Below are 22,400 nucleotides of genomic sequence, written 5' to 3'. Positions count from 1 at the left end.
GATAAATTGTGGAATGGGAAATCGTTATCGGGTTGGAAATTCACGTCCAGCTCTCCACCCAGTCAAAACTCTTTTCCGGCGCCAGCACCCGCTTTGGCGCCGAGCCGAATACCCAGGCTTGCGCCGTGGACCTGGCCATGCCGGGCACACTGCCGGTACCGAATGAGGAAGCATTTCGCTTTGCAGTAATGTTCGGCCTGGCGATGAACGCAGAGATCGGCAAGCGCTCCGTTTTTGAACGCAAAAACTATTTCTACCCAGATTTGCCCAAGGGCTATCAAACCACTCAATTGGATCAGCCTATTGTCGGCCCAGGTGAAGTGGAAATTCACCTGGAAGATGGCAGCAGTAAGAAAGTGCGTTTGCACCACGCCCACCTGGAGGAGGATGCCGGTAAATCCCTGCATGAAGACTTCCACGGAATGTCCGGTATCGATCTGAACCGCGCAGGTACGCCGCTGATCGAGATTGTCTCTGAACCGGATATGCGCAGTGCCGCCGAGGCTGTGGCCTACCTGAAAAAAATTCACAGTATCGTAACCTACCTGGGCATTTCCGATGGTGATATGTCCCAGGGCTCACTGCGCTGTGATGCCAATGTATCCGTGCGTTTAAAAGGCGAAGAAAAACTCGGCACCCGCACAGAATTAAAAAACATCAATTCTTTCCGTTTTGTCGAGCGCGCAATTAAAGTCGAGGCTGAACGTCAGATCGACATCCTGGAAGACGGCGGTACCATTACCCAGGAAACCCGCCTCTACGACGCAGACAAAAATGAAACCCGCTCTATGCGCAGCAAAGAAGTGGCCAATGATTACCGCTACTTCCCCTGCCCTGACCTGCTGCCAGTTGTACTCACCGATGAATATGTCGAGCAACTGCGCAGCATTCTACCTGAACTGCCTGATGCAAAAGCAGCCCGCTTCCAAACGGAATACCAGCTATCCGCTTATGATGCAGACCAGCTGACACAGGAGCGTGCCAGTGCAGACTATTTTGAAACTGTGAGTAAATCCTGTGGCGAATCCAAGCTTGCCGCCAACTGGATTAACGGTGAACTGGCAGCGCTGCTCAACCGTCGTGAACTTACTATTTCACAATCTCCGGTTTCTGCCGACCAGCTAGCTGGACTAATCGCACGGATCAAAGACAACACCATTTCCAGCAAAATCGCCAAACAGGTATTCGAGGCTATTGCCGACGGAGAGGGCAGTGCCGACGAAGTCATCGAAAAACGCGGCCTGAAACAGGTTTCCGACAGCAGCGCTATCGAAAAAATGGTGGATGAAGTGATCGCTGCAAGCGGTTCGCAAGTAGAAAACTACCGCAAGGCCGATGAATCAAAACGCCCCAAAATGATGGGGTATTTCGTCGGGCAAATTATGAAAGCGTCCAAAGGGCAGGCAAACCCGCAGATGATTAATAAAATCCTCAAGAAAAAATTGGACGCACTGCTTTAACCCTCAACATTTCAAGACCTGGGTCGGGCTTCGCCCGCCCCCTATTTATGTAGCAAGGATATAGTTTTGAGCCTGAAAAAAGACAAACAGAAAGTACTCGGAGAAGTTTTTGACGAGGAGCGTATTGCTGGATTCTTGATTGGTGAAGCCCCCTCAGGCGTAAACCGGGATTTTCACCTGCTCGAGCGCGCCTACCGAAGCATGAAAGCAGAGAGTTTTGCCACATTTGTTAAGCTGTTTCTCGCTGAAGGCCTGGATCTGAACAGTCCTGGTCCCGATGGGAAAACTCTGCTGGCACGTATTGCTGAACACCGCCAGGGCGCAGAATATAGCGAGATTTTAAAAGCCGCTGGCGCCAACTGAGAACTCTGGAAATTTAGGCATCGTACCAGCGAAAGGTGAGAGTATGACTTCAAATCCCGTTCACGGTATCGACGCATTGGTGCGCGGTATCCACTTGATTACCCGGCGTGAGTTACGCCCATTTATCCTGGTGCCATTACTAATAAATCTGGTGCTGTTTATTATTATCAGTAGCATAATGATTTCACAGCTCGGAGGGATTACCGATTATATCAGTAGCCTGCTTTCCCACACGCCGGTAAATACGGAGAATATGTCCTGGTGGGAAGCCATTATGGCCAAGGGTGCAGCATGGACCGCCAGTGTTTTTCGCTGGCTGGCCTGGATTATTGCATTAATAGTGCTTTTCTTATTTTTCCTTGCCTACGGCTATTTATTTAGCGTTATCACCAATATTATTGCCGCCCCCTTTAACGGTTTGCTCGCTGAGAAAGTAGAGGAACTGCTAACCGGTAAAGCCCCTCCTGCCGAGCCGATAATGCAAATGGTATGGCGTACCCTTGGCCGGGAATTGCGCAAGCTGGGTTACTTTATATTTTGGGGTTTAATCGTATTTATAATTGCCACCATCACCAGCTGGACCATTATTATCCCCGCAGTGCTCACCGCAGTTTGGGGCGCTTGGTGTATGGCTATTCAATACGTTGATTACCCACTGGATAACCACCAGCGGCCATTCGATGAATTAAAAACGGTACTGCGCCGCCGTAAACTCACTAGCCTTACCTTTGGTGGGACCGTGATGCTTGCCAAAATGGTGCCGATTTTAAATATCTTTATTATGCCTGCGGCAGTTGCTGGCGGTACGGCTCTGTGGATTGAAAGATTGCGTATTGAAGGGGATCTGGGAACTGAAACTCCTATTCTTCAGTAATCTAACTTCAAATACCCCCCAAAAAAGCCCTCAGGAATAGAGGGCTTTTTATATTAGCGGCCTGTAGCTTTTTTCTTTTTCAGCCAGCGATACCAAGGTTGCCTACCCTTAGAAACACAAGCTGTAGCCGACAAGCATTTTTCCAAGTACTCCAGCTCACTGTTAAGCACCTCGCCCGAGAGACTCTTGCTCCGTATTTGTCGAATCCTGTCAGCCAGTAATGCATCGCGTAAACCCTCTGGTTTTTGAATTCCAGACGCCAAGATTTGCGGGCTCCAACTGAATAAATCCTGCGCTGTAATCCGGTCATTTCCCCACTCAGGATACCCTGAAAAATCACTATCAAATGCCAAGCCAGATTGATTCTTCAAAAAGTGATCATTCAATTGGCGATTTGAATCGCTAAAGTGCATAAAGAAACTTTGGGCATCCTTTTCAGAAGGTACCAACCGAGTATTTTCTTCCAGCATCATTGGTTTCAGCTTCAGCAGCTCCGACTCAGCCACTCCCAATTCCAATAACTTGTGAGTCAATAGGAATTCCCTTCTTCCCACCCCCTCATTGACCCGCCTTCCTGAAATGCCTATGTTACCTCCCAGCAATGCGAGAAAGTCACTGACAATATCTCCCCCCTGAAGGGCCTCACGGGTAAAAGAGCGAACGCTTAAAGCAGCCTTGCCGAATACAGACTCCCACAGAATTAACTTGGAGAAATAATCATAGTAAGTCTCGATATCCTTAGTGAAAGCTGGGAAAGCACCTTCACTATGTCCAAACAATTTACTGGAAGAGCTACGGTAAGCAACAGCTCCTCTGGCTCCTTGCTTTTTAAAGGATATCGCCTGCAAGTCCTGTCTGCGTAAATACACAATCACATTAACTTTATCGAAATACTTGGCACAGGTACGCTGAACCAATTCGACACTTTCACGTTGATGCAAAAAACAGAGATGCTCTGCCGATATTATCGCTTTCTCACCGCTACTTGATGCGAGCAATTCATCCAGTCTTGTATTCAACTGAAATCTGAGCTGACCAGTACAGCTAGAGACTTCCACACATCCCGAAGAGTTACCCTTTTTTCCCAAGGACAAAAACTCATACCCGGCTTCACTTAGAGCTTGTTCCTGCTCTTTCATCGCTAACTGAAGAGAACTTGAGCCGGTTTTATGGAAACCTATATGTAGATAGAGGGTACGCATTATTCGAGTATTTACTAACTTTTTATTGAATGAGGGCTACCAAAGTAAACACTAAGCCCAACACTACAGAGTTAGCCTCCAACTGCTGAGCTTTGATTCTAATCAACTATATCTTTTTTAATTTAGGGGGAAATAAAATCACTAACGTAATTATCTTATATATTCCAAATCCCACAATAAGTTAAGGCATTGAAAAGTAAGAGTTAACAATGACTTTCTCTGGTAAATTGGGGGGGGGCTGCAAGGGACACAAACTCCCTCGCAGCATAAGAAAATAATCAGTGCCGACGTGGACGACGGTGGCCTCCAGAGCCACCGCGACGCCCATCGCGATCACCGTGACTGCGCTGAACTTTCACTTTGGGTGGTTCAACCAAAAGTTCTTCGGGGGGCACTTCGCACTTGAGCTTGCCCCCGAGCAGCTGCTCAATGGGCTCCAGGCGCATGGCATCATCTTCACAGGCGAAACTGATAGAAGTGCCCGTTTTACCCGCCCGGCCAGTTCGGCCAATGCGGTGAACGTAATCCTCCGGCTCTTCAGGCAAAGTGAAATTCACCACATGGCTGATGCCGTCGATATGAATACCACGCCCGGCGACATCGGTAGCTACCAGCACCTTGGTTTTGCCAGACTTAAAGTCATCAAGGGTGCGAACCCGCTTGTTTTGTGCCACTTCACCAGACAGCAGGCCCGCAGAAATGCCGTGAGCGAGAAGCTGCTCGTGCAAGCGGCGGCATTGATCGCGGCGGTTGGCAAATACAATCAGGCTATCCACCTCTTCCCGCTGCACAATGTTGTAAAGCAAGGTGTACTTTTCTTCGCTGGCGGACAGGTAAACATGCTGCTCCACGGTATCTGTCGCAACCCTCTCCGGCTCAATCTCCACAACTACCGGATCATCCGTCCACTGCTCCACCAGATCATCAACTTCGGGAGTAAATGTGGCGGAAAAGAACATAGTTTGGCGATGGGTTTTACGCGGCGTCTGACGAACAATACGGCGCACTTGGGGGATAAAGCCCATATCCAACATGCGATCCGCCTCATCGATCACCAGGACTTCCACCTGATCCAGGAAGCAGTCCCGATTGCTGACAAAGTCCAGCAGGCGACCCGGTGTCGCCACCAGGATATCCACCAACCGCTCATTCAGGTTTCTCTGCTGCTTGTCATAATCCATACCGCCCACCAGGGTATGAATTTCCAGCTCGGTGTGTTTACACAGTGCCTTGGCATCATCGGCAATCTGCATTACTAGCTCACGGGTCGGAGCGATAATCAGGGAGCGGGCTTCGCCGGCATAGCGCTCACCTTCAAACGGGTGCTTGAGCAGATCGTCAATCACTGTGATCAGGAAGGCCGCTGTCTTACCGGTACCGGTTTGTGCCTTACCCACCAGGTCGTGGCCATTGAGGGTGTGGGGAAGGGAGCGACCCTGAATTGGCGAGCAATACTGGAAACCCAGGTCGTGAATAGCGTGCATCAGCTCGTTGGGCAGTCCCAGGTCGTGGAAGCGGACCTTGCCCTCCTGTTCTGGAACCTGGAATTCATCCAGGGACCAGGGCGCTGCGGGTGCCGCTGGCTTTCTGCTACGCTGGCGCCCTTTTTGAGCGTTTCTGCTACCGCCCCGGCGCGACTTCCCCTCCGCCTGTGCGGATTTTGTACGCCCCTTGGCAGCCTTATCAGACGGCTTTTGCCCTTCTTTTCGGCGTCCGGAGCTGTCTTCTCCCCGGCGGGAGCCCTTATCCTCTTTGGAGGAGGAACGGCGGAACAACTTTCCTATCAAGTGAAATACTCGCTCAAATGTTCAAATAATCGGCGAGTATACCATCTCTAGGGGGCACTCGGCCCGCTATAGTGACGGCACAGCCAGTAATCCACACTGAAAAACCGCCCTGCCCCACTACAAAATAGCGCTAGCAGCATAATGAAGTAGGTAGCAGCGAACTCAATACCATTTTTCAGGATGGTCACCCCTCCAGTTTCCACCAACCACTCATAGTTGCCGTGCTCCTTGAGCAAGCCGACAATCTTCTCTTTACGCACCGAGGCTTCGTCAATAAGGTCCTTGCGCCATTCCCAGGGCACACTCAGTGTTTTATCCGGTAACGCTGACCAACCGTTCTCCCAGTGGGCCGTAAATGCTGCCACTGCCATCACAAACATCAGGGGAATCGCTACCAACCGAGTCGCTACGCCCAGCAAGATGGCGATACCACCAAAGAATTCCACCAAGGCAGCTATCCACGCCATCAACATCGGCGCTGGAAGCCCCAAGCCCCAATCGGGATTGCCAAACCAGGCAGCGACATCTTCGATGTTATTCATCTTATTCATACCGGCCAGGATAAAAATTGGCGCCAAATAAATCCGTAGTAATAATGGCCCCAGCCAGTCTATTTTGCGTACATAATGTACAAAGCAGTTGTACCAACCGCTCAGGCTATTCATAGCTCCACTCATTTAGCTCACTCTCTTATCAGTGTCTTTGTTCACTTTAGTCGAGTGATATCGCCAACTCTTACACAGCCCGATCTCAGCGCCCCACAAAGCACATCTATGCTTGCAGAACCCAAGTAACTTGAGAGCAACCTGGTGGGGAAAACTTACGTACTGGTCCACGGGCTATTTCATGGAGGCTGGTGCTGGAGCAGGGTCGCCAACCTCCTGCAGCGTAATGGGCATCGAGTATTCACCCCCACCCACAGTGGTCTGGGGGAGCGTAAACACCTACTCTCACCCTCCGTTGGCCTGGATACTTTTATCCAAGACCTGATCAATACAATCCTTTGGGAGGAGTTGCAGCAAGTCACCCTTGTGGGCCACAGCTTTGGGGGAATGGCCGCAACCGGTGCCGCCGACGCTCTACCCGAGCGGGTACACCGATTAATCTACCTGGATGGCGCTGTTCCTGAGCCGGGGCGTCCATTTAGTAGACAGCTCCCCAGCGGTATAGAGGAGCAGCGACTAAAACAAGCGCAGAATATTGACGGCACTCTGTGCATTATGCCGCCGCCACCAGAAGACCTGGGGATAACCCACCCCGATGATATTCGCTGGCTAAACCGCCGTATGACCCCACATCCCATCAAAACACTACTGGACCCGATCCATTTGCAACGCCCCCCAGAACAGGGCCCTCCATGCACTTTTATTCACTGTACCCAACCCGAGTACCCGCCAGCCATCTACAGTAGCCGCAAAGCAAAGCGGATAAGCGGGTGGGTTTATCGGGAGGCAGCAATAAACCACGACTGCATCATTAATAAGGCAGAAATTGTGGCCAAACTACTTGAGGAAAGTCCGTAATCAGCACTGGGCGCAGGCGCCGTTTGTACCGTAGAATGTCGAACCTTTTTGCAGTACTACCCCGCCTTCTCCCGGCAGACTGAAAGCCTCTCCGAATTTTGGCCCGCCGCCCGTTTTCAGCTGTATTTGCGAAGGCCAGGACCTGTTAACAACCCCCCGCAGGATTAATTTTTTGTCAAAATTAGCCCAGACCCCAGAACCCTCTATCGAGACCAGTAACAAGAGCTCAGGTTTTTCTTTGTTCAAGCTTTACCGAAATGCCACTAAAACCGAACTGTCGCACCTAACCACCTTGGGAGGCCCTCTGGTGGTCAGTAACCTGGCTGTGGTGAGCATGGGAGTTGTCGATACTCTGGTAGCAGGACGCGCTGGAGAAGTAAGTCTCGCCGGGCTCGCCTTGGGAGCCAGTATTTGGGCTGTTTGCGCAGTGACACTAATCGGCCTGCTCGCTGCTATCTCCCCGGTTGTTGCACACTTGCGCGGTGGTCGCGATGAAGCCGGCTGCGCCAGGCAATTGCACCAAGCGCTGTGGATCGCACTGATCGGTGGCATCCTGGTATTCTCCGCCCTGCTTGCGGTTCCTATCTGGAGTCACTGGATAGACACGGAAGAGCCGGTTCGCAAAGTGATGGAGGGCTATGTACTGGCCCTGACTGTCGGCACCCTGCCTTTTGCACTCGGCACGGCGTTGCGCGGCTACTGTGAGGGCATGGGACAAGTGCGTCCGGTAATGCGCATCTATATCACTGCCGCAATTTTAAATATTCCCCTGGATATTCTTTTGGTGTTTGGTGCCGGCCCCATACCGGCAATGGGAGGCGCAGGATGTGGGTGGGCTACCGCAGCGGTCAGCTGCCTGATCGCACTGGCACTCTTCTGGCACGCGAACACTGATCCGGTCTACCACAAGCTAAAACTTAGGCTGTTACCGCCTCGCCCCCACTGGCCAACCCTGCGCCACTTACTCGCAGTGGGCCTGCCAATTTGTGTGGGTGCAGCCAGTGAAGTTACTTTTTTTGCCAGTCTTACCATTTTGCTTGCCCCCTATGGCGCAGCCATTGTCGCCGCCCATCAGATCAGCATGAATGTGGGCTCAATTTTTTACTTGGTCGCACTCGCACTGGCCCAGGCCCTGAGTATCCGCACCGCCCAACTACTCGGTCAGGGACGGCCAAAGCGCGCGCGCTTCTGTGGCAAAGTGGGCATCAGTAGCGGGCTAATCTACGCACTGGGCACCGGTGTACTTTTGATTACCCTGCGTACCCTGTTTGTTCAGGCCTACACCAGCAATGAAGAAATTATTGCGGTGGCCACCAACCTGCTATTGCTGTGTGCCGCATTCCAGCTGGTGGATGTCACCCAGGCAATGACCTGGGGCGCATTGCGCGGATATAAGGACACCAGTGCGCCCATGTTTATACAGCTATTTTCCTACTGGCTGGTGGGGCTTTCTACCGCCTACTGGCTGGGAGAGAGCTTTTGGGGGGTATACGGTTATTGGACCGGTGTCTGTATCGGCCTGGGAACGGCTTCAATCCTGCTGGGAATTCGCTTTTGGCGAACCAGCCGCAGAGCCATCGAGCGAACCTACGGATACGTGTAATTCGGCGCGTATCACATTCCTCGGGAACGTATTGACTATACTGGCGCTCCAAAGTCCCAATCTGTGCCGGACACAAGGCTCTCCGGCACACCCAGATATACGAAGTTGACCGGAGTGCCGAATGATCCCGCGCCAATCCTCCCGAAGGACCCGACACCTGCTAAGCCTGGCTTTACTGCTTTCATCCACCCAGGCCCTGAGCGCCGATGACAGCACTGGCGAAGAGACAGAAGCGGTCCCCCAGGCTGCCAATATGCAGCTGGACCAACCGGTGATCACAGAGCTGGGGCCACCCACCAACGTTGCTCCTACTGAGGAGCAATCCCAGTCGACAGATGCTGGTTCTGAAGAAATTTCGCTGCCCCAAGCGGAAAATCTGGAGCTGGACCAACCTATCCAGGAACTGGATAAACCGACAGCCCCTACCGAGACTGCTCCCACTGCCGATAAAGAAACTGAAACAGTTAAACCTCAACCCGAATTACCGGAGCCCGGCACCATTTCCCTGGTTCCGGGAGAGACTGCCAAGCCTCTGCGATTATTAGGCTCAGAGGTTCCCCCTGCGACCTCTACGCGCCTGGCCTGGTCTCCCAGCCAACACTTTGAAGGGGTCTATAGCCCCACCGCTGTGTTGGTGGTTAACGGCGCCAAGCCAGGGCCAGTTCTCTGCCTTACTGCGGCAGTGCACGGTGATGAGCTGAACGGTGTGGAAACCGTGCGGCGGGTTATGTACGACCTGGACGCAGACCATTTGAGCGGTGCGGTAATTGGCGTACCCATCGTCAACCTGCAAGGCTTCCATCGAGGCTCCCGCTACCTGACTGATCGACGCGACCTGAACCGGCACTTCCCCGGCGATCCCAATGGCTCTTCGGCTTCGCGAATTGCCAATTCATTTTTCCACGAAGTGATCAGCCACTGTAACGCCGTGGTGGACTTACATACGGGTTCTTTTTATCGCACCAACTTGCCACAATTGCGCGGCGACTTAACCAATCCCAAGGTAGTGAAAATGACCCAGGGTTTTGGCTCCACGGTGGTGCTGCACAGCGCCGGAGCCAAGGGTACCCTGCGCCGCGCCGCTGTGGAGGCAGGTATCCCAACCGTCACGCTGGAAGCCGGAGCACCCATGGTGCTGGATGAACTATCGGTAAGTCACAGTGTGAAAGGTATACGCACTCTGCTCAACCAGCTGGGTATGGTGAGTAAATTCCGCCTCTGGGGCGATCCCGAACCGGTTTACTACACCTCCACCTGGCAGCGGACATCGACCGGCGGGGTTATCTTTAGTGAGGTACAGCTCGGTGAGTTTGTGCGTAAAGGCGATTTACTGGGAACGGTAACCAACCCTATTACCAATGTGCGCACAGAAATTCGCTCTGAGCACAACGGCCGTATTCTCGGCATGGCATTAAACCAGGTCGTGCAACCGGGATTTGCCGCCTACCATATCGGTATCCAGGCTCCCCAGGAACAAATCAGCCAGCCCCAGGAAGTAGTAGCGGAAGAATCGGTCGCTGACAAATCAGAGAGCAAAGTACCAGCCACCCCAGAAAACCGCCAGCCGCCGACAGAAGGTGAGGAGTAAATCCTCACCTGTTAATCACTGACCTTATCGATCACCGTCACTTCGGGCATTGCCAAAGGTTCCGGTTGAAGGGTGATATGGTCAATATCGAAGCGCTTGACCAGGGTTTCCCGCAAGCGCTCCAGTACGCTGGGCCAAGCCTGCAAGTCATCCACCACAATATGGGCCGACAGGGAAATAGTACTGGAATCCAAGCGCCAAATATGGAGATCGTGCACAGAGCGTACCCCGGTTACCGCCGCCAATGTCTCGCCCACAACCGGAAGGCTCAACTCCCTGGGTACCCGCTCCATCAATACATCGATCGCATCCCTGAGCAGTCGCACGCAGGAAACCAGGATTAACAGACAAATAAGCAGTGAAAGCAGGGGGTCGATGGGTACCCAACCGGTAAAATAAATCACAGCTCCGGAAGCCAGTGCCGCAACAGAGCCCAGCATATCGCCCATCACATGCAAAAGCGCACCGCGAATATTGAGTGTGCGCTCGCCTTTTAATAAAACCCAGGCCGCCAGAATATTAATCAGCAACCCCATGGCCGCAATCAACATCACTGTACTGCCGTGCACCGGCTGGGGATTGCGCAACCTATCAATAGCCATAAAAGAAATACCGACCACGATCAGTAGCATAATCAGGCCGTTGGTTACCGCAGCTAAGACCTCCGCTCGCCCCCAGCCAAACGACAATTCCCGATCGGCGGGTTTTTTCGCCAGTACTGCGGCAATAGCCCCCAGTGCCAAGGCAAAAGTATCGGTCAGCATATGGGCGGCATCACCGAGCAATGCCAGTGAGCCAGATAGCCAACCACCTATGGCTTCAACTATGGAAAAACTGAGAGTGAGAACCAGTGCAATAATTAATGGGCGCAAAGCCCCATTGCCGGTTCGGTGGTGGACATGATCATGCATAGGCTCCCTCCTCAAGTCCCTGTGGCAGCTCCGCAGGTATCACTATTTTTGCCCTAAGGTAATTCGCTCCCAACCGGAATAATCCCTGCGACTTGAAACTTTATTCAATCCCGCCGCAGAAAAAATATCCCGCACGCTCTCGGCTTGCTGCCAACCGTGCTCCACCATTAGCCAGCCACCGCTTTCCAGATAATCACTAGCGGTTGTGGCGATATGTTCAATATCTGCCAAACCCTGTCGCTCTGCCACCAACGCAGTGCGGGGCTCAAAGCGCACATCGCCCTGCACCAAGTGCGGGTCAGATGCATCGATATAGGGAGGGTTGCTGACGATCAGGGAAAACGGCTGTGGCTCCAAACTGGAAAACCAATCGCTCTGGATAACTTGCACATTTTGCAGCTTGAGGGAGCGCCGGTTTTCCTCTGCCAGTGCTAACGCAGCGGGTGATTTCTCCGCTGCAATAATTTCCCACCCCGGTCGCTCCGATGCCAGAGCCAGTGCAATAGCACCAGTGCCAGTGCCCAGGTCCAATGCTCGCAACCTGCCCTGGGGGAAAAACTCCAGCGCGGTCTCCACCAATAATTCAGTGTCCGGGCGGGGGATCAGGGTGGAGGAATCCACCTTTAGCGGCAGGGACCAAAATTCGCGCTCACCGATAAGGTGTGCCACCGGCTCCCCCGCTTGCCGGCGCTGGAGCAACTGCTCATAGCGCATTTGCTCAGCTTCATTCAATTCGTATTCCGGCCAGGTATAGAGCCAGGTGCGCTCACGCCCCAACACACTGCCGAGCAGAAGCTCTGCATCCAGGCGCGCGCTGTCGCTATCGGTTAATTGGGCACAGCGTGCGATATTTTCCTTGACGCTGGTCATGGAGAAAAACCTATAAAAACGCCGCTCGAGGCGGCGTAAAAAATCTGGATTTATTGGGCCAGGGCCGCCAACTGGTCGGCCTGGTATTCCGTGCGCAATGGCCCGATCACCTCCCCCAGAGACCCCTGCATAATCTCATCGAGTTTGTAGAGGGTGAGGCCGATACGGTGATCGGTAACCCGACCTTGGGGATAGTTGTAGGTACGGATTCGCTCAGAGCGATCACCGCTGCCCACCAGGCTGCGGCGGGCATCGGAAATTTCCTGGGCCGCCGCCGTTTCCTGCGCAGTATTGAGCTTCGCTTGCAACAGTGCCATCGCCTTGGCTTTGTTCTTGTGCTGGGAGCGCTCATCCTGACACTCCACCACAATCCCCGTGGGAATATGGGTTAAGCGCACAGCGGAATCGGTTTTGTTAACGTGCTGACCACCGGCACCGGATGCACGGTAGGTATCCACACGCAAATCCGCTTTATTAATTTCAATCGCATCGCGCTCATCCGGCTCCGGCATCACCGCGACCGTACAAGCCGAAGTGTGAATACGACCCTGGGATTCTGTTTCGGGAACCCTTTGTACCCGGTGCGCACCGGACTCAAATTTTAATTTTGCGTAGACATCTTCACCGGCGACGCGAGTGATAATTTCCTTGTAACCACCGTGCTCACCAAGATTTTCACTGACAATTTCTATTCGCCACCCCTGCTTCTCCGCATAGCGAGAGTACATGCGGAACAGGTCGCCGGAGAAAATAGCTGCTTCATCACCACCGGTTCCTGCGCGAATCTCCAGGAAGACATTTTTTCTGTCATTGGGGTCGCGCGGCAGCAGCAAAGTCTGCAACTCTCGCTCCAGCGGCTCCACTTGACCTTCAGCCTCGCGCAGCTCCTCCTGAGCCATCTCGCGCATTTCCGGGTCATCTTCCCCCATCATCTCCCGAGCCGCGACCATATCTTCCTGCAACTGTTTGTAAGCGCCGTAGCATTTCACCACTTCTTCCAGCTCAGAATACTCGCGGGAAAGATCGCGGAATTGATCCTGATCAGCAATTACGTCGGCGTCGCCCAACAGCGCAGATACTTCCTCGTGGCGCTCAAGCAAGGTTTCCAGTTTATTCAGTAACGATTCTTTCATTGATGCTTTTTCTCTAAATCGATATCGGTGAGATCATCCAACCCAACGACCTCGCGAGCGATACGCAAACGCTCAATATCACCCTCCGCCGTAGCTTTTTTCAGACTAACGGTGGGTGCATGAATTAATTTATTAGTGAGAGAGCGAGCGAGCTGCTCCATCAGTCGACGAGGATCCTCGCCTTTTTCCAACTGCAAAAGTACCCGTTCAAGTTCGGAAGTGCTCACTTCCTGGGCTCGCTGCCGGTAACTGCGAATACTATCCACAGCCTCCAAAGAGCGGCTCTCTTTAGTAAATTCAGCCGCTGCAGCATTTACGATTTCCTGAGCTGCCTCCGCCGCTTTCTCACGGGAGCGCTTGCCCTCATCAATAACCCCGCGCAGATCGTCCACCGTATACAGATAAACATCATCCAGCTCGCCAACTTCCGATTCGATATCACGGGGTACCGCAATATCCACCATAAACATGGGGCTGTGCCGACGCTTGCGCAGCGCCGATTCGACCGCTCCCTTACCCAGGATCGGCAGCTGGCTCGCGGTGGAACTGATAACGATATCCGCACGCGCCAGATGCTCGGGGATATCCGCAAGCAGGATTGCCTCGGCACCAAAGCTCTCTGCGAGCAACTGGGCCCGGCTCAATGTGCGGTTGGCAACAATGACCTGCTTGATTCCCTGATCGAGCAAATGGCGGGCAACCAGCTCCACAGTCTCTCCCGCACCGATCAACAGGGCAGTCTGCTTTTTCAGGTCGGTGAAGATACGCGAAGCCAGAGAAACAGCAGCGTAGGCAACAGAAACCGGGTTTTCACCGATTGCAGTTTCGGTGCGAACCTTCTTGGCGACGGTAAACACCCGCTGGAAAACCCGGTGTAGTTCACTGCCCACACTGCCGGATTCCCGCGCCACCGCATAGGCGGACTTGATCTGGCCGAGGATCTGCGGCTCACCCAACACCAGGGAATCGAGACCACAGGCAACGCGCATCATATGGCGTACCGCTTCTTCATCGCTGTACACATAGGCACAGCCCTTGAGCTGCTCCAGGGGCACCTGGTGGTATTCAGACAGCCATTGCAACAGGGCTTCTGACTCCACATCTCCGTATATTTCGGTGCGATTGCAGGTAGACAGGATGGCCAGCTCGCGGCACCCCAGTGCTTTTCGCGCATCTCCCAGTGCGCCGGGCATCACCTCGGGGGCAAAGGCCACCCGCTCGCGCACTTCGACCGACGCGCTATCGTGGTTGATACCCAGGGTAAGAATTGGCATAGACTTCCGTTAGCATTAAATCTTAAAAGGCGGAAACCGCACTGGGAGCGCATTTTCATAGGCAGCCGCCTCCCTTGCAAGCGTATGAGGCAGTAAAATTGCCCGCCGATTTGGCAAGAGCCCCTGCCCACTACCGTTCCAAACCCGATTCACGACTAGAATTATATGGCGATAATCGTTTAAAACACGCCAGTAACACCCCGCTTTCAGCGACAACGTAACGTATGGACACGATCTATGCTCCCACCTCGCGCACATCAGCTTCCAGCCCGAATTTCCAGCCACCTGCTCAAGCTTGCCGCTTTCCTTGTAGTATCCGTAATGCTTGCTTCTTGTACCCAGCACCAGACGCCGGCAGCCCCCTCTACAGAAACCGTGAACACAGCACTGGAGCCGAGCAACCTTAAGGGAAAGGAAACCACTGAGTCAGAAGAGCCGGAAGCTAAAACTTTCCCTATTGATACCTTCTACACCCTTCTGGTGGCCGAAGTCGCCGGTATCCGCGAGCAGTACGACGTTGCACTAGCCAATTACTACCACCAGGCGGAGGTCACCAAAGATCCCGGGGTTGCCGCCCGCGCTACACGCATTGCCCGCTTTTTAAATGCCCGCCAGGCCGCCTTGGATTCAGCCAGGCTATGGGTAGAGCTTGAGCCACAAAACGCCGATGCACAGCTGGCCCTTACAGCCGAGCTGACTTTGTCCGGCGACTTACACACAGCCCTGATTCACGCCAGTAAAACCCTGGAACTCGGCGGCAACCCACCCATGCAATCTCTCGCAGCAACCGCTATTGGGCACGAGCAACTCACGGAACAAGCCAAGCGGGAGTTTGCCCGACTGGCAAAAGTCTATCCCCTCGATGACGAGGTCGTGCTCGCCTATGCCATGGTACTGCGCACCGAAAGGGAATTTGCCCGCGCCCTGTCCCTGGTGCGCCGCGTCCAAGAGCACCATCCAGACCAACTGGATGCACCACTGCTGGAAAGTCATCTATTGGTTGATCAGGGCAAGCGCAAGGAAGCCATTTCCCTTCTCGAGCGACTCGTCGGCATCCATCCTTCCGAGAGCCGCCTGCGCCTTCAGTACGCCCGCCTGTTAATTCGGGAGGACCTGGCCCTGGCACGCAAGCAGTTTGCCGAACTGGTTAAGCAGCGCCCTAAAGATGGCAATCTGATTTTGTCGTTGGCCCTAATTCAGTACGAGACCGAGCAAACTGACGAAGCCAAAGTCCTCTTTACCCAACTACTTGAATTACAGCAGCACGAATCCGCTGCTTATTTTTACCTGGGCAGCATCGCAGAAAAATCTGGAGATTTTTCCCATGCAATTAAATATTTCCGCGAAGTGGGGCCCGGTAGTGATTACGTAGAAGCCATTACTCGCGGTACGGAATTACTGGCGAGCCTCGGACAGTACAACACTAACCGGGAGTGGTTTGCTGAACTGAGAAAAAAACACCCCACTCAGGAAGAACATTTTTACCTGATGGAGGTCGAATTACTTCGCAAAAGTGGTGAAGCCAGTATGGCTTTACAGCGAGTAGACGAGGCATTACAAACCAACAGCACCAGCGGTCGCTTGATGTACACCCGCGCGCTGTTGCATGACCAACTCGGCAACGCACAACAATTCGAAAAGGACTTGAGAAACCTGCTGGAAAGAAATCCCGATAACGCCACAGTTCTCAACGCACTCGGCTATAAACTGATTGAAGATAAATCCCGGCACGCAGAAGCCTACCAGTTGATCAGCCGCGCTTTGGAACTCGAGCCTGAGGACCCGGCAATAATCGACAGCATGGGGTGGATAGAGTACCGTCTCGGCAATCACGAAGCTGCGGAAAAGTATCTGCGGCAGGCGATGGAAAAGTTGCCCGATCACGAAATTGCCGCACACCTCGGTGAAGTACTCTGGGTTCAGGGAAACAGAGAAGCCGCCATGAAAATGTGGAGAAAAGGTCTTCTGCTGAATCCCCACAGCAAAATTATTCCGGCTGCCATGAAGCGCCTACAAATCGAAGAGTCACTGGAACAACATGCATCAGATAGCTGACAAGACAACCGCGCGAAGATTCTATCTGTTATTGCTGGCATGTCTGGCAATAATGATTTCCGCCTGTGCCGGACAAAAAACCAAACAGGAACCGGAGCCAGGCTCTCCCACTGAAAATCAAAATCCAGTACCGCAAACAGTAGCTGAATTTACCCAGTGGAATCTCAAGGGCAAGCTGGGTGTTCGCTCCCCCAAAGAAAACGGCAGCGCTAACCTGGCCTGGCTTCAGGGCGGCGCGGAGAATTTTCGCCTGCATCTCAGCGGTCCGCTCGGAGCGGGCACTACCGTCATCACCGGCTCAGCCGGTGGAGTCAGTTTGGTGCGCGGTAGCGAGCCGCCAATTTATGCGCGCAACCCGGCACAGCTAACCCAGGAAGCACTGGGCTGGCCCCTGCCCGCCCGGGAGATGTTCTACTGGGTGCGCGGTCTTCCCGCGCCCGGCGCCAAAAGTGGTGAGCAGCGCAACGCCCAGGGCCAGCTGCAAAGCCTGCAACAATCCGGCTGGGCCTTGAGTTTCAGTGAGTATCGCAGCGAAGGCTCCTTTATGCTGCCAACCCGGATCAAAGCACAAACCAACAGTCCCACTGGCCCGGTATCCGTCACCCTGGTGATTAAAGACTGGGGGTTGTAGAGAGTTTCACATAACTCTGCCAATGCCCAAATCGCAGCATGCAGGTATTATGGCGATCCTGTAATTGATTGACTCCTTTTTGCCTCATGCTGCTAACCCTGCCCGCTCCAGCAAAACTCAACCTGATTCTGCGCATTCTCGGCCGTCGCCCGGATGGCTACCACGAGTTACAAACCCTGTTCCAACTGCTCGATTTCGGCGACTTATTGGAATTCAGTGAGCGCAGCGATGGCATTGTCAGTGTCGATGCCGGCCAGCTGGATGTAGCTGAAGAAGACAACCTGGTTTATCGCGCAGCTCAATTGCTGCGCAAACAAGCTGAGCCGGACCGACAAAATTCTCTCGGCGCCTCTATTCGGTTGATAAAGAAGTTGCCTCACGGCGGCGGCATCGGTGGAGGCAGTAGCGATGCCGCCACCACTTTGCTCGGGCTCAACCACTTATGGCAGTGCAATTTATCGATCGATAAACTGGCAGAGCTGGGACGACAATTAGGCGCCGATGTTCCAGTTTTTGTGCGCGGGCGCACCGCTTGGGCGGAAGGGGTTGGTGAAAAATTAACCCCAATAACCACCGAGCAACGCCACTACCTGGTTGTCTCAACTGGTTGCGAAGTGAGCACTGCAAAAATTTTTCGCGATTCACGTTTGACAAGAGATTCAGTCGCAATTACATTAGCGGCCCTTCGCGAGGAGCAGGCCAACGAGATGCGACTCGGCAGCGAAAAACTGGAAACATTTTCCGGCAATGACTGCCAGCCATTAGTTGAAAAGCTCTACCCTGAAATACGCGATGCCAGAGAATGGCTCGAGCAATTTGCTCCAGCACAACTCACCGGCACCGGGGGCTGCATTTTTGCAGCATTCCCTACGGCAGAGGCAGCCATTGAGGCACACGCCAAACTGCCTGAAGCGTGGCAGGGTTTTACAGCAGCGGGTGTATTGGTTTCACCAACACATCAAGCGCTAGCGAAAATCTCCTCAGATTTTTGAGGAAACATTACTGGGGCGTAGCCAAGCGGTAAGGCAGCGGGTTTTGATCCCGTCATGCGAAGGTTCGAATCCTTCCGCCCCAGCCACTTTCTTTATATGCAATGGCACAGTCAAAAACCGGTTCCGACATGATTCAGTCTACGCTGATCCAGCCGGCCCAGGCCATTCGCACAGGGCTTTACAGAGCCACCCCCCAATTTTTAAAGAATCCTGAAGGCAGGCTTGAGTGCAAGCGCCCGATGGTTGTGCGAGCACGCACCCAGAGCAACCCGTTGAGCAAGGAAAAAAACTGTGGCCAAAACCCTGTTTTTATCCGCGCAACAGTGCGCCGCTCAACACAAAAGTGTTGCAGCAAAAACCCTGACTGCTAGCAAATATGCAGGCATCTACACTTCAATTCACTTCAAGACAGAATTAAAGGAACTCGCAGTGGCTGACTTAATGGTCTTTACCGGCAACGCAAACCCGGAACTGGCACAGAAGGTTGTCGACCATATGGCGATCCCCCTGGGTGAAGCCACGGTCAAGCGCTTCTCCGACGGCGAGATTGCAGTAGAAATTACCGATAACGTACGCGGCCGCGACGTTTTCGTGGTGCAATCCACCTGCCAACCCACCAACCGCAACCTGATGGAATTGATCCTGCTGGTAGACGCCCTGCGCCGCGCCTCCGCCGGCCGCGTTACCGCTGTAGTCCCCTACTTTGGCTACGCCCGCCAGGATCGCCGCGTAAGATCCCAGCGCGTGCCGATTTCCGCAAAAGTGGTTGCCGATATGATGGTAAGCGTAGGTATCGACCGCGTATTAACCGTCGACCTGCACGCGGAACAGATCCAGGGCTTCTTCGACGTTCCTGTGGATAACGTTTACGGCTCCTCTGTCCTGCTCGACGATATCGAGCGCCAAAAGTACCAGAACCTAGTGGTGGTATCCCCGGATATCGGCGGCGTTGTGCGCGCCCGCGCCGTGGCCAAGAGCCTCGACTGCGAACTGGCTATCATCGACAAGCGCCGTCCGGCCGCCAATGTTGCCGAAGTCATGAACATTATCGGTGAAGTCAGCGGCCGCACCTGCCTGCTGGTAGACGATATGGTCGACACCGCCGGCACCCTGTGTAACGCCGCCAACGCCCTGAAAGAGCACGGCGCCGAGAAAGTTGTCGCCTACTGTACCCACCCGGTACTGTCCGGCAACGCCATCACCAACCTGAACAACTCCGTTCTGGATGAGCTGGTGGTTACCGACTCCATCCCCCTGGGTGACAAAATGGAGAAGGCACCAAAAATTCGCCAGCTGACCCTGTCTGCAATGCTGGCCGAGTCCATGCGCCGTATCAGCAATGAGGAATCCCTGTCCGCAATGTTCCGCTAGGAGCTTGCCGGTCAAGGTATCCCAGCGCCCCGTATACCGGGGCACTTTGCCTTTAGCGCTGATTCCCGTAGAATACGCGCCCGCCCGGCACTGCCGGGCAATTACTTTTGGGCCCAGTGCCCATTTAACATCCATGCCAGAGCGGTCCGGTCGCAGGTCACTCTGGACAGACAACCCGAGGTTTATCCCATGTCTGATATTAAATTGAACGCCATTGCCCGCAGCGATGAAGGGAAAGGTGCGAGCCGCCGCCTGCGTCGCCTGGAAGGCCGTGTACCCGGCATCATCTACGGCGGTGAAGCAGAGCCTGCTTCTATCTCCGTGCTGCACAAAGACCTGACCAAAGCTCTGGAAAACGAAGCTTTCTTCTCCTCCATGCTGACTGTTGACGTAGACGGCAAAGAAGAGAAAGTTATCCTGCGCGACCTGCAGCGTCACCCGGCTAAAGCCCTGTTGCTGCACATCGACTTCCAGCGTGTATCTGCCAACACCAAAGTACACGTTAAAGTACCTCTGCACTTCCTGAACGAAGAGAGCAGCAAAGGTGTTAAGGCTGGCGGTATCGTTTCCCACACCCTGACCGAGCTGGAAGTTAACGCTCCTGCCGGCAAGCTGCCTGAGTTCATCGAAGTGGACCTAGCCGACCTGGAAATGGACGGCGTACTGCACATCTCCGACCTGAAACTGCCGGAAGGTGTTGAGTCTGTGGCACTGAGCCACGGTGCAGACCACGACCTGGTTGTAGCTTCTATCCACAAGCCTCGCGGCGCTGTAGAAGCTGAAGCCGAAGCTGGCGAAGGCGAAGAGTAATCGCCTTGGCTGCGGCACCGGATACTCCGATCCAGTTGATTGTCGGCCTGGGAAACCCCGGACCGGAATACGATCGGACGCGACACAACGCCGGTGCCGACTTTGTTGTCGAGCTGGCCCGCCAACAAGGCACCCAGCTCAGCCTCGACAGCAAGTACCACGGCCTCACTGGCCGTGTGCGAGTCGGCAGCCAGGATATCCGGCTGCTGATTCCCACCACCTATATGAATCGCAGCGGCCAATCTGTCGGCCCACTGGCGAACTTCTTCAAGATTCCCCCGGAAGCCATTCTGGTCGCTCACGATGAGCTGGACCTAGCCCCCGGTACCGCGCGCCTGAAAGCCGGCGGCGGTCACGGCGGACACAACGGCCTGCGGGATATCATTGCCGCACTGGGCAACAACCGAAACTTTATGCGCCTGCGACTCGGCATTGGCCACCCCGGCAGCTCGAGCGAAGTGGCCCGGTTTGTACTCCAGCGAGCCCCCAGGGCGGAACAGGAAACACTGGCTGATGCGATCGATCGCTCGATCGACGTTCTGCCCACCGCCGCTTCCGGCGACTGGGGCGCAGCCATGAAAACGCTGCACACCAACAAATAGATCCCACCCGCCGGCTTGCCTTTTGCCGCGGAAATCTCGATAGTGTGCTGCGCTAAATTGCCGGTATTTTCCCGGCTGGCCCGGACCCTGTGGTGGCCGAGACATCCCGCCCATCCAAAATCCCGCCAGCGCAACCACTACCGGACCTCAAACGCAATTAGCAGAGCGCGCTGTATGCGCCTCGGGCAAACGGAAAAAATATCACCATGGGTTTTACTTGCGGTATTGTCGGCCTACCTAATGTGGGCAAATCCACCCTATTCAACGCATTGACCAAAGCGGGTATCGATGCGGAAAACTTCCCCTTCTGCACCATCGAACCCAATGCCGGTGTCGTGCCGGTACCAGATCCCCGCATCGACAAGCTGGCTGAGATCGTCAAACCGGAAAAGGTCATTCCCACCGCCATGGAATTTACCGATATCGCCGGTCTGGTTGCGGGCGCCTCCAAGGGGGAAGGCCTGGGTAACAAGTTCCTCGCCAATATCCGCGAGACCGACGCTATCGCCCACGTTGTGCGCTGCTTCGAAGACGATAACGTTATCCACGTCGCCAACCAGGTACACCCGGTAGCGGATATCGAGGTGATCAACACCGAGTTAGCCCTGGCCGATCTGGACACTGTGGAAAAGGCCCTACAGCGCTTTACCCGCGCTGCCAAGGGGCAGGACAAGCACGCGATCAAGATGAAGGCGCTGCTGGAAAAAATCCAGCCACACCTGGATGAAGCCAAACCGCTGCGCTCTTTCGAGCTTTCAGAAGACGAACTGGCGGACCTGCGCGAACTGAGCCTGCTCACTATCAAGCCCACCATGTATATCGCTAACGTGGACGAAGATGGCTTCGAGAACAATCCGCACCTGGATGCTGTAGCTGCCATCGCCGCTGAAGAAAACGCGGTACTGGTACCTATCTGCAACAAGCTCGAAGCGGAAATTGCCGAGCTGGACGACGAAGAGAAGCAGGAGTTCCTGGAAGAACTGGGCATGGAAGAGCCGGGGTTGAACCGTGTGATCCGCGCCGGCTACCAACTGCTGGGCCTGCACACCTACTTCACCGCTGGCGTGAAAGAAGTTCGTGCCTGGACCATTCCACTGGGCGCAACCGCTCCCAACGCCGCCGGTAAAATCCACACCGATTTTGAAAAGGGTTTTATTCGCGCAGAAGTGATCAGCTACAGCGATTACATTGATAACAATGGTGAGGCCGGCGCTAAAGACGCGGGTAAGTGGCGCCTGGAAGGCAAGGACTACATTGTCGCCGACGGCGACGTAATCCACTTCCGTTTTAACGTCTAACCACCTCTCCTTTTTTGCCTCCCCGCCCCGGGGAGGCACGCCCACCCGTGTAA

At 54.1% G+C, this 22,400-nt stretch carries 20 protein-coding genes and 1 tRNA gene; 14 read left to right on the top strand and 7 right to left on the bottom strand.

The window, feature by feature from the left end; genetic code table 11:
• Positions 1-8: 8 nt before the first annotated feature.
• The 3 genes from gatB (at position 9) to cysZ (ending at position 2,697) form a co-directional block, all read left to right on the top strand.
• Positions 9-1,460 carry an Asp-tRNA(Asn)/Glu-tRNA(Gln) amidotransferase subunit GatB gene (gene gatB / locus ACJJI6_RS21850; protein ID WP_475712045.1) on the top strand — a complete coding sequence of 484 codons (1,452 nt, stop codon included), beginning with the start codon at positions 9-11 and terminating at the stop codon, positions 1,458-1,460.
• Positions 1,461-1,526: 66 nt separating this feature from the next.
• A complete protein-coding gene (locus ACJJI6_RS21845; protein ID WP_475712044.1) occupies positions 1,527-1,823 on the top strand; it encodes a PA4642 family protein in 297 nt (98 codons plus the stop codon).
• A 43-nt stretch (positions 1,824-1,866) separates the two neighbouring features.
• Positions 1,867-2,697 (top strand): sulfate transporter CysZ, encoded by an 831-nt coding sequence (cysZ, locus tag ACJJI6_RS21840; RefSeq protein ID WP_475707854.1) that lies wholly within the window; start codon positions 1,867-1,869, stop codon positions 2,695-2,697.
• Positions 2,698-2,750: 53 nt separating this feature from the next.
• On the opposite strand, the gene ACJJI6_RS21835 is transcribed toward cysZ, so the two are convergent.
• The 3 genes from ACJJI6_RS21835 to ACJJI6_RS21825 all read right to left on the bottom strand — a co-directional run bounded on the left by ACJJI6_RS21835 (position 2,751) and on the right by ACJJI6_RS21825 (position 6,351).
• Positions 2,751-3,716 carry a hypothetical protein gene (locus ACJJI6_RS21835; protein WP_475712043.1) on the bottom strand — a complete coding sequence of 322 codons (966 nt, stop codon included), beginning with the start codon at positions 3,714-3,716 and terminating at the stop codon, positions 2,751-2,753.
• A gap of 461 nt (positions 3,717-4,177) precedes the next feature.
• Complete coding sequence (gene rhlB / locus ACJJI6_RS21830; protein ID WP_444940933.1) at positions 4,178-5,686, bottom strand: ATP-dependent RNA helicase RhlB; 1,509 nt, start codon at positions 5,684-5,686, stop codon at positions 4,178-4,180.
• 47 nt (positions 5,687-5,733) lie between these two features.
• The gene (locus ACJJI6_RS21825) at positions 5,734-6,351 is read right to left on the bottom strand and encodes an HvfX family Cu-binding RiPP maturation protein (RefSeq protein ID WP_475712042.1); all 618 of its coding nucleotides are present in this window, start codon (positions 6,349-6,351) and stop codon (positions 5,734-5,736) included.
• Positions 6,352-6,495: 144 nt separating this feature from the next.
• Between ACJJI6_RS21825 and ACJJI6_RS21820 the strand changes: the two genes are divergently transcribed.
• The 3 genes from ACJJI6_RS21820 to ACJJI6_RS21810 all read left to right on the top strand — a co-directional run bounded on the left by ACJJI6_RS21820 (position 6,496) and on the right by ACJJI6_RS21810 (position 10,400).
• A complete protein-coding gene (locus ACJJI6_RS21820) occupies positions 6,496-7,209 on the top strand; it encodes an alpha/beta fold hydrolase (RefSeq protein ID WP_444933985.1) in 714 nt (237 codons plus the stop codon).
• A gap of 172 nt (positions 7,210-7,381) precedes the next feature.
• Entirely contained in the window at positions 7,382-8,812 is a 1,431-nt protein-coding gene (locus ACJJI6_RS21815) for an MATE family efflux transporter (RefSeq protein WP_475712041.1), read from the top strand.
• Between the two features lie 121 nt (positions 8,813-8,933).
• Positions 8,934-10,400, top strand: coding sequence for a succinylglutamate desuccinylase/aspartoacylase family protein (locus tag ACJJI6_RS21810; protein WP_475712040.1), 1,467 nt, complete (start codon positions 8,934-8,936; stop codon positions 10,398-10,400).
• 11 nt (positions 10,401-10,411) lie between these two features.
• Here ACJJI6_RS21810 and ACJJI6_RS21805 read toward each other — a convergent pair whose 3' ends face one another.
• Genes ACJJI6_RS21805 through hemA form a run of 4 tightly spaced genes read right to left on the bottom strand, consistent with a single transcriptional unit; the run spans position 10,412 to position 14,588 of the window.
• Positions 10,412-11,311 carry a cation diffusion facilitator family transporter gene (locus tag ACJJI6_RS21805; protein WP_444892994.1) on the bottom strand — a complete coding sequence of 300 codons (900 nt, stop codon included), beginning with the start codon at positions 11,309-11,311 and terminating at the stop codon, positions 10,412-10,414.
• A gap of 42 nt (positions 11,312-11,353) precedes the next feature.
• The gene (prmC, locus tag ACJJI6_RS21800) at positions 11,354-12,181 is read right to left on the bottom strand and encodes a peptide chain release factor N(5)-glutamine methyltransferase (RefSeq protein ID WP_475712039.1); all 828 of its coding nucleotides are present in this window, start codon (positions 12,179-12,181) and stop codon (positions 11,354-11,356) included.
• A gap of 50 nt (positions 12,182-12,231) precedes the next feature.
• On the bottom strand, positions 12,232-13,314 hold the full coding sequence (prfA, locus tag ACJJI6_RS21795; RefSeq protein WP_475712038.1) for a peptide chain release factor 1: 1,083 nt from the start codon (positions 13,312-13,314) through the stop codon (positions 12,232-12,234).
• A complete protein-coding gene (hemA, locus tag ACJJI6_RS21790; RefSeq protein ID WP_475712037.1) occupies positions 13,311-14,588 on the bottom strand; it encodes a glutamyl-tRNA reductase in 1,278 nt (425 codons plus the stop codon). The genes prfA and hemA overlap by 4 nt, the downstream gene beginning before the upstream one ends.
• A 237-nt stretch (positions 14,589-14,825) precedes the next feature.
• On the opposite strand from hemA, the gene ACJJI6_RS21785 reads away from it, so the two are divergent.
• From ACJJI6_RS21785 to ychF, 8 genes are all read left to right on the top strand, one after another.
• A complete protein-coding gene (locus ACJJI6_RS21785) occupies positions 14,826-16,643 on the top strand; it encodes a tetratricopeptide repeat protein (RefSeq protein WP_475712036.1) in 1,818 nt (605 codons plus the stop codon).
• Positions 16,627-17,274: a lipoprotein insertase outer membrane protein LolB gene (lolB, locus tag ACJJI6_RS21780; protein WP_475712035.1), complete on the top strand. Its 648-nt coding sequence runs from the start codon at positions 16,627-16,629 to the stop codon at positions 17,272-17,274. Before ACJJI6_RS21785 ends, lolB begins: the two co-directional genes overlap by 17 nt.
• A gap of 86 nt (positions 17,275-17,360) precedes the next feature.
• Positions 17,361-18,266 carry a 4-(cytidine 5'-diphospho)-2-C-methyl-D-erythritol kinase gene (gene ispE, locus ACJJI6_RS21775; RefSeq protein ID WP_444933991.1) on the top strand — a complete coding sequence of 302 codons (906 nt, stop codon included), beginning with the start codon at positions 17,361-17,363 and terminating at the stop codon, positions 18,264-18,266.
• 11 nt (positions 18,267-18,277) lie between these two features.
• A tRNA-Gln gene (locus ACJJI6_RS21770) sits at positions 18,278-18,352 on the top strand.
• A gap of 355 nt (positions 18,353-18,707) precedes the next feature.
• Positions 18,708-19,637 (top strand): ribose-phosphate pyrophosphokinase, encoded by a 930-nt coding sequence (locus ACJJI6_RS21765; RefSeq protein WP_282934570.1) that lies wholly within the window; start codon positions 18,708-18,710, stop codon positions 19,635-19,637.
• A 189-nt stretch (positions 19,638-19,826) separates the two neighbouring features.
• Positions 19,827-20,447 (top strand): 50S ribosomal protein L25/general stress protein Ctc, encoded by a 621-nt coding sequence (locus tag ACJJI6_RS21760; RefSeq protein WP_413663073.1) that lies wholly within the window; start codon positions 19,827-19,829, stop codon positions 20,445-20,447.
• 5 nt (positions 20,448-20,452) lie between these two features.
• A complete protein-coding gene (gene pth / locus ACJJI6_RS21755; RefSeq protein ID WP_444933993.1) occupies positions 20,453-21,049 on the top strand; it encodes an aminoacyl-tRNA hydrolase in 597 nt (198 codons plus the stop codon).
• A 206-nt stretch (positions 21,050-21,255) separates the two neighbouring features.
• Entirely contained in the window at positions 21,256-22,347 is a 1,092-nt protein-coding gene (ychF, locus tag ACJJI6_RS21750) for a redox-regulated ATPase YchF (protein WP_475712034.1), read from the top strand.
• Positions 22,348-22,400: the final 53 nt, after the last annotated feature.

It is taken from the genome of Microbulbifer maximicatervae (SeqCode) (genome assembly GCF_056232625.1).
Note: the sequence above shows the minus strand (reverse complement) of the source record. Positions and strands in the feature narration are given on the sequence as shown.

Bases quoted from the DNA above. Each gene is read 5' to 3' on its own strand.
- ychF (WP_475712034.1), top strand. From the start codon at position 21,256: ATGGGTTTTACTTGCGGTATTGTCGGCCTACCTAATGTGGGCAAATCC.
- ACJJI6_RS21765 (WP_282934570.1), top strand. From the start codon at position 18,708: ATGGTCTTTACCGGCAACGCAAACCCGGAACTGGCACAGAAGGTTGTC.
- prmC (WP_475712039.1), bottom strand. From the start codon at position 12,181: ATGACCAGCGTCAAGGAAAATATCGCACGCTGTGCCCAATTAACCGAT.
- ACJJI6_RS21785 (WP_475712036.1), top strand. From the start codon at position 14,826: ATGCTCCCACCTCGCGCACATCAGCTTCCAGCCCGAATTTCCAGCCAC.
- hemA (WP_475712037.1), bottom strand. From the start codon at position 14,588: ATGCCAATTCTTACCCTGGGTATCAACCACGATAGCGCGTCGGTCGAA.
- ACJJI6_RS21805 (WP_444892994.1), bottom strand. From the start codon at position 11,311: ATGCATGATCATGTCCACCACCGAACCGGCAATGGGGCTTTGCGCCCA.
- prfA (WP_475712038.1), bottom strand. From the start codon at position 13,314: ATGAAAGAATCGTTACTGAATAAACTGGAAACCTTGCTTGAGCGCCAC.
- lolB (WP_475712035.1), top strand. From the start codon at position 16,627: ATGCATCAGATAGCTGACAAGACAACCGCGCGAAGATTCTATCTGTTA.
- cysZ (WP_475707854.1), top strand. From the start codon at position 1,867: ATGACTTCAAATCCCGTTCACGGTATCGACGCATTGGTGCGCGGTATC.
- ACJJI6_RS21825 (WP_475712042.1), bottom strand. From the start codon at position 6,351: ATGAATAGCCTGAGCGGTTGGTACAACTGCTTTGTACATTATGTACGC.
- ACJJI6_RS21810 (WP_475712040.1), top strand. From the start codon at position 8,934: ATGATCCCGCGCCAATCCTCCCGAAGGACCCGACACCTGCTAAGCCTG.
- ispE (WP_444933991.1), top strand. From the start codon at position 17,361: ATGCTGCTAACCCTGCCCGCTCCAGCAAAACTCAACCTGATTCTGCGC.
- ACJJI6_RS21760 (WP_413663073.1), top strand. From the start codon at position 19,827: ATGTCTGATATTAAATTGAACGCCATTGCCCGCAGCGATGAAGGGAAA.